Below are 12,273 nucleotides of genomic sequence, written 5' to 3'. Positions count from 1 at the left end.
TGGGGCTTGCAGCCTAGCCGCCGGCGCAGGGCGGCCAGGTGAATACGGCCAAGGCGACCGCCGCCAGGCCGCTCAGCGCCGCGCCTGCCAGTCCGCGCGCGACTGCCCCCACACGGCCACCTCGTGCGCCTGCAGCGGCTCGGGCAGGCGCGCCTGGCGCAGGTAGCGCGAACCCAGCTTGGCCGCCACCGCCTTGGAATTGGCGTTGTCGGCGGCGATGGTATGGATCACCTCGGTCCAGCCCAGCTGCGCGAACGCCCAGTCGATCGCCGCGCGCGCCGCTTCCGGCGCATAGCCCTGGCCCCAGTACGGGCGCGCGATCGCCCAGCCCACCTCGGTCCCCGGCCAGGCATGCGGCTGCCACGGCCCGACCCGGCCGATCCACTGCCCGCTGCGCTTCTCGATCACCGAGAACATCGAAAATCCCTGCAGCTGCCAGCTGCCGACCAGCGCCGCCAGGCTGCGCCAGGCCACCGGCGGCGATTGCACGCCGCCCAGGTGGCGCATCGCCTCGGCATCGGCGGTGAAACGGGTGAACGCCTCGAAATCCGCCGCGCTCGGCGGGCGCAGCAGCAGGCGTTCGGTGTCCAGTTGCAGATCGAAAATGCTCATGCCCTCGCCTCCTCGTGCATGGCGGTCGCACCGGGCATCGCGGCACCGGCGCGAACCGGTTCAGAACGCGTTGATGCCGGTCAGTTCACGGCCGACCACCAGCTGGTGCACGGTCTCGGTGCCTTCGTAGGTGATCACCGATTCCAGGTTCAAGGCGTGGCGGATGGCGCCGTACTCGGTGGTGATGCCGGCGCCGCCGAGCAGGTCGCGGCATTCGCGGGCGATGTCCAGCGCCATGCGCACGTTGTTCCACTTCGCCAGCGACACCTGCGCCGGCTGCAGCGCACCGGCATCCTTGAGCCGGCCCAGCTGCAATGCCAGCAGCTGCGCGGCGGCGATGCGCCGGGCCATGTCGGCCAGCTTGATCTGCGCGCTCTGCGTGGCCGCCAGCGGGCGCCCGAACAGGATGCGCTCGCCGGCATAGGCCAGCGCCTCGCGCAGGCAGGCGATCGCCGCGCCGATCGCGCCCCAGCTGATGCCGTAGCGGGCCTGGGTCAGGCAGCCCAGCGGGCCCTTCAGGCCGCGCACGCCCGGCAGCCGCTGCGTGTCGGGCAGGCGCACGGCGTCCAGGAACAGCGCCGAGGTCACCGAGGCGCGCAGGCTCATCTTGTGCGCGATGTCCTGCACGCCGAAGCCGGGCGTGCCGGCCTCGACCAGGAACCCCTGCACGCCGTCCTCGGTCTGCGCCCACACGATCGCCACATCGGCCAGGCTGCCGTTGGTGATCCACATCTTGCTGCCGCTCAGGCGCCAGCCGTCGCCATCGCGCAGCGCGCGGGTCTGCATCGCGGCCGGATCGGAACCGCCCTGCGCCTCGGTCAGGCCGAAGCAGCCGATCGCGCTGCCGGCGGCCATCGCCGGCAGCCAGCGCTGCCGCTGCGCCTGGCTGCCATAGGCGTGGATCGGATACATGCACAGCGAGGACTGCACGCTGACGAAACTGCGCAGGCCGCTGTCGCCGCGTTCCAGTTCCTGGCAGATCAGGCCGTAGCAGACCGCGTTGAGTCCGGCGCCGCCGTCGGCGGGCGGCAGCGTGGCGCCGAGCAGGCCCAGCTGCGCCAGCTCCGGCACCAGTTCGGCGGGAAACCGCGCCTGGTCGAACGCCGCGCCGATGATCGGCAGCACCCTGGCATCGACGAAGCGCGCCACCGCCTGCTGGATCGCGCGCTCCTCCTCGCTGAGCAGCGCGGCCACGTTGAACAGATCGTCGCAAGGCAACGGCATGGCGGGACTCGCGCAGGTGGAGCCGGCATTGTATCGGCGTCCCCGCCGCCCGAAAAAGCAAAGGCCGGCGCAGGGCCGGCCTTTGCTCGATGCCGCTGTGCGCTGCTTCAGCGCTGGCCGATCACGTCGCTGGCCGCGGCGGTCTGCGTGACCAGGCGCCCGTCGAGCACCGGCAGGCGGTCGCTGCTGGGCTTGTCGTCCATGCGCACGGTCTTCTCCTGGCCGTCGTAGCGGTAGGTGACCTCGTAGCCCTTGACCACGTCGTCCTTGCCCAGCGCGATGCGGCTGCCCGGCTTGCTGTCGGTGCGCATGGTGCCGGTGCTGCCGTCGTCGTTGCGGTAGGTCACGGTGTAGCCGGTGATGCGCGAGGACTCGGCGGTGCTGTTCTCGGTGTGGCACTGGCGCTCGGTGCGGTCGACCACGCGGCCGCCGACATGGTTGCGGTCGACCTGGTTGCCGATGAAGCCGCCCGCCACCGCGCCGGCCGCGGTCGCCGCCTTGCGGCCGTTGCCGCCGCCGACCTGGTTGCCGAGCAGGCCGCCGACCACCGCACCGACCACGGTGCCGCCGACGTTGCCATCGCGCTCGGGCAGGCGCTCCTGCACCACCACGTCGTTGCAGACCTGACGCGGGGTGGTGGTGGTGGCGGTCTCGCGCAGCGGCTCGGTGCCGATCACCTCGGCGTAGCGCTGCTCCTTCTGGGTGATCGGATCGACCCGGACCACGTCGGCGTATTCCAGCTTGCCGCCGACGCCGTTGCCGGCGACGGCGTCGCCGCCCGGGGTAGTGTCCGGGGCCGGACGCACATCGCCGTTGCCGGTGAATTCCTGCTTGTCGCGGTTGTTCATGAAGGCCGCGGTGGCCACACCGCCGGCCAGCAATGCGCCAGCCGCGACCAGAATGGTTGTCGTATTGCTTTTCATGGTTGCTCTCCTGCGGTCTGCACCGCGTTGTCTACGCTATTGTGATTACCACGCCGAAGCTGAACCGATCCGCTCCCTATTCAGCAAAAATCCGCGGCGGGCGCTGGTGCCGCGCCCGTAAAGCCGCCATATCAAGCGTGTTAGCGTTTTCATCACTGCGCCGGAGGATCATCCATGCCCAACCCGATCATGCTGCCTTTGCTGCGCTGGGCCGGCAAATTGCGCTACCCGACGCTGTTCAAACTCACCGCCGGCCTGTTCGTGCTGAGCGTGCTGCTGCCCGACCCGCTGACCTTCATCGACGAGATCGTGTTCGGCCTGGGCAGCTTGCTGCTGGCCACCTGGAAGACCCGCACGCCAGCGCCCGCCGCACCGGAGCCGAGCGCGTCCAGCGCGCGGCGCGTGCGCCGCTGACGGCCGATGCGCCTGATCGACAGCCACTGCCACCTCGACGCCGACGCATTCGCCCCCGATCGCGCCGACGTGATCGCCCGCGCGCAGGCCGCCGGCGTCGCCGTGCAGATCGTGCCGGCAGTGACCGCGGCGTCGTGGCCGAAGCTGCGCGACGTCTGCGCGGCCGCCGCTGGCCTGTATCCGGCCTATGGCCTGCACCCGCTGTTCCTGCAGCAGCATCGGCCCGAGCACCTGAACGCGCTGGGCGACTGGATCGCGCGCGAGCGCCCCTGCGCGATCGGCGAATGCGGGCTGGATTTCTTCGTCGAGGGGCTGGACGCAGCCGAACAGCAGCGCTACTTCCTCGGCCAGCTGCAGCTGGCGCGCGAGTTCGACCTGCCGCTGATCGTGCACGCACGGCGCGCGGTGGACGCGGTGATCCTGGCGATCCGCAAGGTCGGGCGCCTGCGCGGCGTGGTGCACAGCTTCGCCGGCAGCGCAGAACAGGCGCAGCAGTTGCACAAGCTGGATTTCCTGATCGGCCTCGGCGGCCCGGTGACCTACGCGCGCGCGCAGCGCCTGCGCCGGCTGGCCGCCGAACTGCCGCTGCAGCAGCTGCTGCTGGAAACCGACGCACCGGACCAGCCCGACGCGTCCATCCGCGGCCAGCGCAACGAACCGGCGCGGCTGCGCACGGTGCTGGACGCCATCGCCGCGCTGCGCGGCCAGCCCGCCGCGCAGATCGCCGCACAGACCACGCGCAACGCGCAGCAACTGTTCGGACTGCAGGCGCCGGCTACGCAGCCCGCCTGACCCAAACTTGGCGGTCCGCGGCAGGTGCTGGCGCGTCCGGCCAGGGTTGCCGTCTGTGGGAACGACTCGGGGTGGCCTCGGGCCATCGGTCGCGACTGCACTATCGGTAACGCCCGTCGCGACTGAAGTCGCTCCCACACAAACTCAAAAGCGTCGATTTCGCCGGCGCAGTGCGCCTCAGCCCGCGTCGATCGCCGCCGCGTCGTCCGTCTGCGCCGCTGCGGCCGTCGCCACGCTCGCCTGCGGCGTCCGCTTCGGCTTCAACAGCATCTCCAGGGCCTTGCCCACGGCGGCGAAGGCGAACGCGCCGGTGATGTGGGTGGCCGCGCCCAGCCCGGCGCCGCAGTCCAGGTTCAGCGCCGCATCCGGCCCCAGCTGCGGGCGCAGCCCGCAGACGCTGCCGTCGGCCTGCGGGTAGCGCACGTTCTCCAGCGAATACACCGCCGGCACGCCGAAGTAGCGCTGCGGGTTCTTGGGGAAATTGAACTCGCTGCGCAGCTTCTTGCGGATCAGCGCCAGCATCGCGTCGTGCTCGGTGCGCGAGACGTCGCGGATGCGCACCAGGGTCGGGTCGGTACGCCCGCCGGCCGAGCCCACGGTCAGCAGCGGCAGCTTGCGCCGGCGGCACCAGGCGATGGCCTCGACCTTGACCCGGAAGCTGTCGCAGGCGTCGATGACCAGGTCGAAGCCGCTGCCGAGCAGCTCGGCGATGTTGGACGGGGTCAGGAAGGCCTCGACCGCGGCCGCTTCGATCGCCGGATTGATCGCCACGCAGCGCTCGGCCATCGCCCGCGCCTTGTTGCGCCCGTACTGGCCCTGCAGCGCCGGCAACTGGCGGTTGGTGTTGGACACGCAGATCTCGTCGGCATCGATCAGGGTCAGATGGCCGAGCGCCGAGCGCGCCAGGGCCTCCACCACCCACGAGCCGACCCCGCCCATGCCCACCACCGCCACGCGGCATTGCGCCAGGCGCTCGATGGTCCCGCGCCCGTACAGCCGGTCGATGCCGGCGAAGCGCTCACGCAGTTGTTCGTTCATGCGCGCAGTTTATTTCATCGGCAACGACGCGGCGGCCGCGGCGCCGCCACGCAATGGCGGCGGCCGGCGTACTATCGCGCTTTCCTCCTGCACGCCCGCCGCATGGCCAGCCCGCACGCCCCCGCTTCCAGCGCCTCCCGCTACCTGTTGGTGCTGCTCGCCGGGGTGCTGATCGGCCTGGTCGCCACGGTGATGTCGATGCGTGCGCTGCAGGCGCGGCAGGATCCGTTCCCGCGCGCGCTGATGCAGGTGATGGACAAGCAACTGGCCTTGCTGCAACGCAGCCATGCACAGAACCGCTGCAGCGCCGCCGAGCTGCAAGCGCGCGTGCGCACGCTGCGCCTGCTCGGCAGCGACCTGGAAACCGCGTTCCCCGCACTCAGCGACGACCGCCGCTTCCAGCAGCACGCCGGCGCGCTGCGGGCCACGCTGGACGCGGCGCAGGACACGGCCCCCGGCACCTGCGCCGCGCTCGCGCGGCTCACCCATCGCATCGACGACGGCTGCGACGCCTGCCACCGCGATTTCCGCTGACCCGCCATCGAGCTTCTCGATGAATTGCCACTGCCGCTGCAGCGCGTCGGCAACGCACGCGCATGGCGATTGGCGTTGCATTCACCTACTGGCGGACAGGATGCGTGTAAATCCGGGTCCGCCGCCGTCCACCGCCTGTCGAGGAGAACACACATGAAGATTCACCTATTGGCCACTGGCGCCGTCGCCGTGCTGGCATTGGCCGGCTGCGCCACGTCCCCGGGCTATGGCGGTGGCGGCGGCTACAGCCAGCCGTCGCGCGGCTATGCGGACACCCGCTGCGCGGACTGCGGCATCGTCACCCGCATCGACACGGTGGCCTCCGGCCGCACCGCGCCCACCGGCACCGGCGCAGTCCTGGGCGGCATCGTCGGCGCGATCGCCGGCCATGAGATCTCCGACCATACCGGCGGCAGCAAGGGCAACCAGAACGTGTCGGCCGTGGCCGGCGCCGCTGCCGGCGCCCTGGCCGGCAACCAGATCCAGAACAACGTCACCGGCGACAGCTACGACCTGCACGTGCAGATGGACGATGGCCGGGTGATCGTGGTCAACCAGCGCGACCTGGCCGGGATCCGCGAAAACACCTATGTGCGCGTGGTCAACGGCCGCGTGGTGCCGCGCTAAGCGCTCTGGCGCCGCCTGCGGTAACGCAAAAAGGCCCGCAACTGCGGGCCTTTTTGCTGCGCGCGGCGGTTGCGCGCGATCGGCTTGCAAGCGCGCCGGGATCAGACCGGCTGCACCGCGTCGGCCTGCAGGCCTTTCTGGCCCTGCACCACGGTGAAGCTGACCTTCTGCCCTTCCTTCAGGCTCTTGAAGCCTTGGGTCTGGATGGCGCGGAAGTGCACGAACACGTCCTCGCCGTTCTCGCGGCTGATGAAGCCGAAGCCCTTGGCATCGTTGAACCACTTCACGGTGCCGTTTTCGCGATTGCCGTCAGTCATGGACTTACTCCTTGGAACACGTCTCAGGGGTGGGTACGCCGGGGGTTCGGCGGCTGGTTGCAAGGAGGAAGCGAGGTATAACGCTGTAGCGGATCGTTGGATCTACCGCATCGGGCCACGATTCACGGTGACCTTTGCAAACGCAGCGTCTGAAAACTTACCGCGGCCAAAATGAAAATGCAATCAGCAAAAACACCCCGTCTGTCAACCCCAAAATCGCCCCGGAGTACGCCGCGTGGATCCTACGTTCATCTACTACATGGTCGCCGCGCTGCTGGTGGCGCTGGGGCTGGCAGGCGTGGTGCTGCCGGCCCTGCCGGGAATGCCGCTGCTGTTCGCCGGGCTGTTGCTGGCGGCCTGGGCCGACGGCTTCCAGCGCGTGGGCTGGGTGATGCTGACGGTGCTCGGCGTGCTCACCCTGCTGTCGTTCCTGGTCGACTTCCTGGCCACCGTGTTCGGCGCCAAGCGCGTCGGCGCCAGCCGCAAGGCGCTATGGGGCTCGGTCGTGGGCAGCGTGGCGGGGCTGTTGTTCATGCCGATCGGCCTGTTCGTCGGCCCCTTCGTCGGTGCGCTGGCCGGCGAGTACTGGCATGGCCGGCAACTGCAGCAGGCGGCCAAGGTCGGCCTCGGCACCTGGCTGGGCATCGTCCTGGGCACCGCCGCCAAGCTGGCCCTGGCGCTGGCGATGGTCGGCCTGTTCGCGGCGGCCTGGCTGTTCTGAGCGGCGGCGTGGGCGCCGCGAGATGAACGTGTGATGACCCCGTTGCGCTGGCTGCTGTATTTTCGCAGCCGGCCATTCACATCGGCAGCGCACCATCCGCCCGCGTCGCCTGATTCCGAGAGAACCTGCATGTCCCATCGCCCGGCCCGTCCGTTGTTGCTGCTGTCTTTCGCGGCGATGCCGCTGGCCCATGCCCAGGAAATGATGCCCACTCCCGCCTCGCCCGAAGCCTGCGTCGCCATTTCCGGCGACGCCGCGCGCCTGTCCTGCTACGACCAGGCATTGTCGCGCCGGGTCGCCGATCCGCAGGCCGCCGATGCGGCGGCGAAGATGGCCAGCGAGAACCAGAAGCAGCAGCTGGATGCGTCGATCCCGCAGGACGCCGGCCCGGCCGCGCGCACCCGCCAGCGCGCCGCCTCGCTGTTCAAGGACGACCGCTACGACGCCACCATCGCCAACGCCGGCAAGGGTTCGCTGCTGGACAGCCGTTGGGAGCTGGCCAAGGATTCCAAGCTCGGCAACTTCCAGCTGCGCGCCTACAAGCCGGTGTACCTGCTACCGGCGTTCTGGACCAGCAAGAAGAACCAGACCCCGTCCTCGCCGAACCCGAACAACACGGTGACCAGCGCCGAGCCGCTGGACAGCAGCGAAGCCAAGTTCCAGCTCAGCTTCAAGACCAAGATCGTGGAGAACATCTTCGGCGACAACGGCGACCTGTGGGGCGCCTATACCCAGAGTTCGCGCTGGCAGGTCTACAACAGCGAGCAGTCGCGGCCGTTCCGCGAGACCAACTACGAGCCGGAACTGGCGCTGGTGTTCCGCAACAACTACAGCCTGTTCGGCTGGAAGGGGCGGATGACCGGGATCCAGCTCAACCACCAGTCCAACGGCCGCAGCGACCCGTTCTCGCGCAGCTGGAACCGGGCGATCCTCAACATCGGCCTGGACCGCGAGAACTGGGCGCTGGTGCTGCGCCCGTGGTACCGGATTCCGGAGAGCGACCGCCAGGACAACAACCCGGACATCGAGGACTACATGGGCCGCGGCGACGCGACCCTGACCTACAACCGCGGCGGCCACGAGATCTCGCTGATGGCGCGGCATTCGCTGCGCAGCGGCGACCGCTCGCACGGCGCGCTGCAGCTGGATTGGGGCTTCCCGATCAGCAACCTGCTGCGCGGCCATGTGCAGGTGTTCGACGGCTACGGCGAGAGCCTGATCGACTACAACCACCGCGCCACCTACGTGGGCCTGGGCGTGTCGCTGCTGGAGTGGTACTGAGGCCCGACCGGCCCAGGTCCGACGCGCGCGGCGGCCGTCAGCGGCCGCCGCACAAGCGTGGCGCCGCGGCGCTCAGGTCCAGTCGGTCAGGCCTTCGCGGCGGTAGGTTTCCTGGAACGCGGCACGCGCCTTCATCCGCTGCGCGTGCGCCTGCAGCGCCGGCCAGGTATCGCTGGGCCGCGGCATGTTGCGCGACCAGCGCATCATCATCGTCAGCATGAAATCGGCCGCCGACAGCTGTGCGCCGAGCAGGTACGGACCGCTCGCCTGCAGATGCTGCGCGACCTGCTCCCAGGCGGCCTCCAGCTTCTGCCGCGCCTGCGCCTTGCTCGCCTCGGCGTTGTCGGCACCGGCCGGCTCGTCCGGATAGAACCAGGCGCGGTACGCCGGCTGCAGCGTGTTGGCGCAAAAGAACATCCAGCGGTAGTACGCGGCGCGCGCCGGGCTGCCGGGCGGCGGGGCCAGCCCGGCCTGCGGATGCAGGTCGGCCAGGTGCAGCGCGATCGCCGCCGCCTCGGTCAGCACCTGTCCATCCAACAGCAGCGTCGGCACCACGCCGGCCGGATTGAGCTGCAGGTACTCCGGCGATTTGTGCTCGCGCCGTTCGAAATCCAGGGCGTGCAGCGTATGCGGCACCTCCAGCTCGATCAGCAGCCAGTGCACCACCAGGGCGGCGGTGCTGGGCGAGTAGTACAGGGTGGCGCTCATGCAGTCTCCTGGGGAAGTCGCCGGATCCGGGCGACGACGGCGGCGGCAGTCTCGCATGCCGCGCCGGCATGCGGCGGCGGCTCAGGCCGGCTCGACCACCACCGGAATCTTGCCGATGCGCGATTGCCATTCGCGCGGGCCGGTCTTGTGCACCGACTCGCCGCTGGCATCCACCGCCACGGTGACCGGCATGTCCTTGACCTCGAACTCGTAGATCGCCTCCATGCCCAGGTCTTCGAACGCCAGCACGCGCGCGGCCTTGATCGCCTTGGACACCAGGTAGGCCGAACCGCCGACCGCCATCAGGTACACCGCCTTGTTGTCGCGGATCGCATCGATGGCCGCGTCGCCGCGCTCGGACTTGCCGACCATGCCGAGCAGGCCGGTCTGTTCCAGCATCTGCCGGGTGAACTTGTCCATGCGCGTGGCGGTGGTGGGGCCGGCCGGGCCCACCACCTCGTCGCGCACCGGATCGACCGGGCCGACGTAGTAGATGAAGCGGTTGCTGAAATCCACCGGCAGCGTCTGGCCGCGGTTGAGCATGTCGATCATGCGCTTGTGCGCGGCGTCGCGGCCGGTCAGCAGCTTGCCGTTGAGCAGGATCACCTCGCCCGGCTTGAAGCTGGCGACTTCCTCGCGGGTGATGCTGTCCAGGTTCACCCGGCGCGCGTTGCTCGGGTTGTAGGTGAGCTTGGGCCAGTCCTCCAGCGACGGCGGCTCCAGCATCACCGGGCCGCTGCCGTCCAGGGTGAAATGCGCATGGCGGGTGGCCGCGCAGTTGGGGATCAGCGCCACCGGCAGGTTGGCGGCGTGGGTCGGGTAGTCCTTGACCTTGATGTCCAGCACCGTGGTCAGGCCGCCCAGGCCCTGCGCACCGATGCCCAGCGCGTTGACCTTCTCGTACAGCTCCAGGCGCAGTTCCTCGGCGCGGTTGGAGGCGCCGCGCGCCTGCAGGTCGACGATGTCGATCGGCTCCATCAGCGCTTCCTTGGCCAGCAGCATCGCCTTCTCGGCGGTGCCGCCGATGCCGATGCCGAGCATGCCCGGCGGGCACCAGCCGGCGCCCATGGTCGGCACGGTCTTGAGCACCCAGTCGACGATGGAATCGGACGGGTTGAGCATGGCGAACTTGCTCTTGGCTTCCGAACCGCCGCCCTTGGCCGCGACGATCACCTCGACGTGCTCGCCCGGCACGATCTTGGTGTTGACCACCGCCGGGGTGTTGTCCCTGGTGTTGGCGCGCTTGCCGGCCGGGTCGGCCAGCACGCTGGCGCGCAGCTTGTTGTCCGGATGGTTGTAGGCGCGGCGCACGCCCTCGTTGACCATGTCCTCCACGCCCATCGTGGCGTCGTCCCAGCGCACCTTCATGCCGATCTCGAGGAATACGGTGACGATGCCGGTGTCCTGGCAGATCGGGCGGTGGCCTTCGGCGCACATGCGCGAGTTGATCAGGATCTGCGCGATCGCGTCCTTGGCCGCGGGCGACTGTTCGCGCTCGTAGGCGGCGGCCAGGTTCTTGATGTAATCGACCGGGTGGTAGTAGCTGATGTACTGCAGCGCGTCGGCGACGGACTGGATGAGGTCTTCCTGCTTGATCGAGGTCACGGCTGGCTCTACGGCTGGCGGGGGGAAACCCGGCCATTTTAGGGCAAAGTGACCGCCCCGCCCGCTGTCACGCCGGCACGCGCTGTTCCGTCCTGGTCGCCATGAGCCCCGATTCCACCGTCGAATCCCAAGCTCGACACCCTCGCCGGCTGGCGCGAGAGCCGCTTGTTCGAGCCGCGCGAACGGCTGGCGCTGGCCTGGGCCGAGGCGCTCACCACGCTGCCGTCCGCCGCGCCGCCGCAGGACGCCTACGCCGCCCTGTCGGCGCACTTCGACGCGCACGGCATCAGCGCCCTGACCATGGTCATCGCCATCATCAATGCCTGGAACCGGCTCGGCGTGGGCCTGCAACCGGCAATGCCGTCAGCGCAGCGGCGTACCGGCGCAAGTCGGTACGCCTCTCAATCCCGAATCCCCAATCCCCGCTTTCAACAGCCGAATGGCTGGTCATCCCGGCTTTCAGCAGACATGTGTCCGCAACACGACACCGCTAGCGTTTGCGCATCACCAACGCAGAGCGAGGCGGGCATGATCGAGAAATTCCTGGCGGGGAGCGCGGCCGCGGACGACACGGACCTGGCGCTCGCCGAGCCGGAAACGCAGGCGTCCACCGCCGCGCCCGCTGGCCATCGCCTGCTGATGTGCGCGCCGCAGCACTTCGCGGTGGACTACGTGATCAACCCCTGGATGGAAGGCAATGTGCACGCCGCCAGCCGCGAGCGCGCGCAGGCGCAATGGAATGCGCTGGTGGCCGCGGCCGAAGCGGCCGGCGCGCAGGTCGAGCGGATCGCTCCGGCCGCCGGCCTGCCGGACATGGTGTTCAGCGCCAACGCCGGCCTGGTGCTCGGCGACCGCTTCGTGCCCAGCCGTTTTCGCCATGCCGAGCGCCGCGACGAGGAAGCGCTGTTCGCCGACTGGTGCCGCCGCGCCGGCTTGCGCATCCGCGCGCTGCCCGAGGATCTGCGTTTCGAAGGCGCCGGCGATGCGCTGCTGGACCGCGGCGCACGCCGGCTGTGGATGGGCCACGGCCATCGCAGCGACCTCGCCGCCGCGCACGAACTGGCCGACCTGCTGGACATCGAGGTGATGCCGCTGCGCCTGGTCGATCCGCGTTTCTATCACCTGGACACCTGCTTCTGTCCGCTGCGCGACGGCTACCTGCTGTACTACCCGGCCGCATTCGACGACTACGCCCAGCAAGCGATCGCCCGCCGCATCCCGCCGGCGCAGCGCATCGCGGTCGGCGAAGCCGATGCCCTCGCCTTCGCCTGCAATGCAGTGGACCTGGACCAGCGCCTGCTGCTCAACCGCGCCTCGCCCGAACTGTGCGCGGCCTTGGCCGGGATCGGCTACCGCGTGGTGCAGACCCCGCTGGACGAATTCCTCAAGGCCGGCGGCGCGGCCAAGTGCCTGACCTTGCGCCTGGACGAGTGAGGCTACGGTCCGCGCTTTTCATTGTGGGAGCGACTCGAGCACG

At 69.7% G+C, this 12,273-nt stretch carries 14 protein-coding genes and 1 pseudogene; 8 read left to right on the top strand and 7 right to left on the bottom strand.

Annotated elements, in window-relative coordinates; translation table 11 throughout:
* Window positions 1–72: 72 nt before the first annotated feature.
* From FZ025_RS16755 to FZ025_RS16745, 3 genes are all read right to left on the bottom strand, one after another.
* Window positions 73–612: a GNAT family N-acetyltransferase gene (locus FZ025_RS16755; RefSeq protein WP_104557909.1), complete on the bottom strand. Its 540-nt coding sequence runs from the start codon at window positions 610–612 to the stop codon at window positions 73–75.
* Window positions 613–672: 60 nt separating this feature from the next.
* Window positions 673–1,836 carry an acyl-CoA dehydrogenase family protein gene (locus tag FZ025_RS16750; protein WP_046979455.1) on the bottom strand — a complete coding sequence of 388 codons (1,164 nt, stop codon included), beginning with the start codon at window positions 1,834–1,836 and terminating at the stop codon, window positions 673–675.
* Window positions 1,837–1,943: 107 nt separating this feature from the next.
* Window positions 1,944–2,759: a glycine zipper 2TM domain-containing protein gene (locus FZ025_RS16745; protein WP_104557907.1), complete on the bottom strand. Its 816-nt coding sequence runs from the start codon at window positions 2,757–2,759 to the stop codon at window positions 1,944–1,946.
* A 174-nt stretch (window positions 2,760–2,933) separates the two neighbouring features.
* Between FZ025_RS16745 and FZ025_RS16740 the strand changes: the two genes are divergently transcribed.
* On the top strand, window positions 2,934–3,173 hold the full coding sequence (locus FZ025_RS16740; RefSeq protein WP_046979457.1) for a DUF6116 family protein: 240 nt from the start codon (window positions 2,934–2,936) through the stop codon (window positions 3,171–3,173).
* 6 nt (window positions 3,174–3,179) lie between these two features.
* Window positions 3,180–3,965 carry a TatD family hydrolase gene (locus FZ025_RS16735; RefSeq protein ID WP_046979458.1) on the top strand — a complete coding sequence of 262 codons (786 nt, stop codon included), beginning with the start codon at window positions 3,180–3,182 and terminating at the stop codon, window positions 3,963–3,965.
* A gap of 177 nt (window positions 3,966–4,142) precedes the next feature.
* Here FZ025_RS16735 and FZ025_RS16730 read toward each other — a convergent pair whose 3' ends face one another.
* A complete protein-coding gene (locus tag FZ025_RS16730; protein WP_046979459.1) occupies window positions 4,143–5,003 on the bottom strand; it encodes a tRNA threonylcarbamoyladenosine dehydratase in 861 nt (286 codons plus the stop codon).
* Window positions 5,004–5,105: 102 nt separating this feature from the next.
* On the opposite strand from FZ025_RS16730, the gene FZ025_RS16725 reads away from it, so the two are divergent.
* Entirely contained in the window at window positions 5,106–5,537 is a 432-nt protein-coding gene (locus FZ025_RS16725; RefSeq protein WP_046979460.1) for a hypothetical protein, read from the top strand.
* A gap of 153 nt (window positions 5,538–5,690) precedes the next feature.
* Window positions 5,691–6,164 carry a glycine zipper 2TM domain-containing protein gene (locus FZ025_RS16720; RefSeq protein ID WP_046979461.1) on the top strand — a complete coding sequence of 158 codons (474 nt, stop codon included), beginning with the start codon at window positions 5,691–5,693 and terminating at the stop codon, window positions 6,162–6,164.
* 101 nt (window positions 6,165–6,265) lie between these two features.
* Here the strand turns inward: FZ025_RS16720 and FZ025_RS16715 are convergent, their stop codons facing one another.
* Entirely contained in the window at window positions 6,266–6,481 is a 216-nt protein-coding gene (locus FZ025_RS16715; RefSeq protein ID WP_046979462.1) for a cold-shock protein, read from the bottom strand.
* 259 nt (window positions 6,482–6,740) lie between these two features.
* Here FZ025_RS16715 and FZ025_RS16710 point away from each other — a divergent pair, with 259 nt between their 5' ends.
* Together FZ025_RS16710 and FZ025_RS16705 are read left to right on the top strand one after the other, a co-directional pair.
* A complete protein-coding gene (locus tag FZ025_RS16710) occupies window positions 6,741–7,202 on the top strand; it encodes a DUF456 domain-containing protein (RefSeq protein WP_386269871.1) in 462 nt (153 codons plus the stop codon).
* Window positions 7,203–7,331: 129 nt separating this feature from the next.
* Window positions 7,332–8,483, top strand: coding sequence for a phospholipase A (locus FZ025_RS16705; protein ID WP_046979464.1), 1,152 nt, complete (start codon window positions 7,332–7,334; stop codon window positions 8,481–8,483).
* A gap of 72 nt (window positions 8,484–8,555) precedes the next feature.
* On the opposite strand, the gene FZ025_RS16700 is transcribed toward FZ025_RS16705, so the two are convergent.
* Together FZ025_RS16700 and FZ025_RS16695 are read right to left on the bottom strand one after the other, a co-directional pair.
* Window positions 8,556–9,191, bottom strand: a complete 636-nt coding sequence (locus tag FZ025_RS16700) for a glutathione S-transferase family protein (RefSeq protein ID WP_046979465.1) — start codon at window positions 9,189–9,191, stop codon at window positions 8,556–8,558.
* 81 nt (window positions 9,192–9,272) lie between these two features.
* Entirely contained in the window at window positions 9,273–10,796 is a 1,524-nt protein-coding gene (locus FZ025_RS16695) for a fumarate hydratase (RefSeq protein ID WP_104557905.1), read from the bottom strand.
* 129 nt (window positions 10,797–10,925) lie between these two features.
* Between FZ025_RS16695 and FZ025_RS22500 the strand changes: the two are divergent.
* Window positions 10,926–11,159: pseudogene (locus FZ025_RS22500) on the top strand (carboxymuconolactone decarboxylase family protein); the annotation flags it as partial.
* 165 nt (window positions 11,160–11,324) lie between these two features.
* Entirely contained in the window at window positions 11,325–12,230 is a 906-nt protein-coding gene (locus tag FZ025_RS16690) for a dimethylarginine dimethylaminohydrolase family protein (protein WP_046979474.1), read from the top strand.
* Window positions 12,231–12,273 lie beyond the last annotated feature (43 nt).

It is taken from the genome of Xanthomonas hyacinthi, from assembly GCF_009769165.1.
Lineage (GTDB): Bacteria > Pseudomonadota > Gammaproteobacteria > Xanthomonadales > Xanthomonadaceae > Xanthomonas_A > Xanthomonas_A hyacinthi.
Note: the sequence above shows the minus strand (reverse complement) of the source record. Positions and strands in the feature narration are given on the sequence as shown.

Bases quoted from the DNA above. Each gene is read 5' to 3' on its own strand.
- FZ025_RS16690 (WP_046979474.1), top strand. From the start codon at position 11,325: ATGATCGAGAAATTCCTGGCGGGGAGCGCGGCCGCGGACGACACGGAC.
- FZ025_RS16710 (WP_386269871.1), top strand. From the start codon at position 6,741: ATGGTCGCCGCGCTGCTGGTGGCGCTGGGGCTGGCAGGCGTGGTGCTG.
- FZ025_RS16715 (WP_046979462.1), bottom strand. From the start codon at position 6,481: ATGACTGACGGCAATCGCGAAAACGGCACCGTGAAGTGGTTCAACGAT.
- FZ025_RS16720 (WP_046979461.1), top strand. From the start codon at position 5,691: ATGAAGATTCACCTATTGGCCACTGGCGCCGTCGCCGTGCTGGCATTG.
- FZ025_RS16740 (WP_046979457.1), top strand. From the start codon at position 2,934: ATGCCCAACCCGATCATGCTGCCTTTGCTGCGCTGGGCCGGCAAATTG.
- FZ025_RS16705 (WP_046979464.1), top strand. From the start codon at position 7,332: ATGTCCCATCGCCCGGCCCGTCCGTTGTTGCTGCTGTCTTTCGCGGCG.
- FZ025_RS16730 (WP_046979459.1), bottom strand. From the start codon at position 5,003: ATGAACGAACAACTGCGTGAGCGCTTCGCCGGCATCGACCGGCTGTAC.
- FZ025_RS16735 (WP_046979458.1), top strand. From the start codon at position 3,180: ATGCGCCTGATCGACAGCCACTGCCACCTCGACGCCGACGCATTCGCC.
- FZ025_RS16745 (WP_104557907.1), bottom strand. From the start codon at position 2,759: ATGAAAAGCAATACGACAACCATTCTGGTCGCGGCTGGCGCATTGCTG.
- FZ025_RS16755 (WP_104557909.1), bottom strand. From the start codon at position 612: ATGAGCATTTTCGATCTGCAACTGGACACCGAACGCCTGCTGCTGCGC.
- FZ025_RS16700 (WP_046979465.1), bottom strand. From the start codon at position 9,191: ATGAGCGCCACCCTGTACTACTCGCCCAGCACCGCCGCCCTGGTGGTG.
- FZ025_RS16750 (WP_046979455.1), bottom strand. From the start codon at position 1,836: ATGCCGTTGCCTTGCGACGATCTGTTCAACGTGGCCGCGCTGCTCAGC.
- FZ025_RS16725 (WP_046979460.1), top strand. From the start codon at position 5,106: ATGGCCAGCCCGCACGCCCCCGCTTCCAGCGCCTCCCGCTACCTGTTG.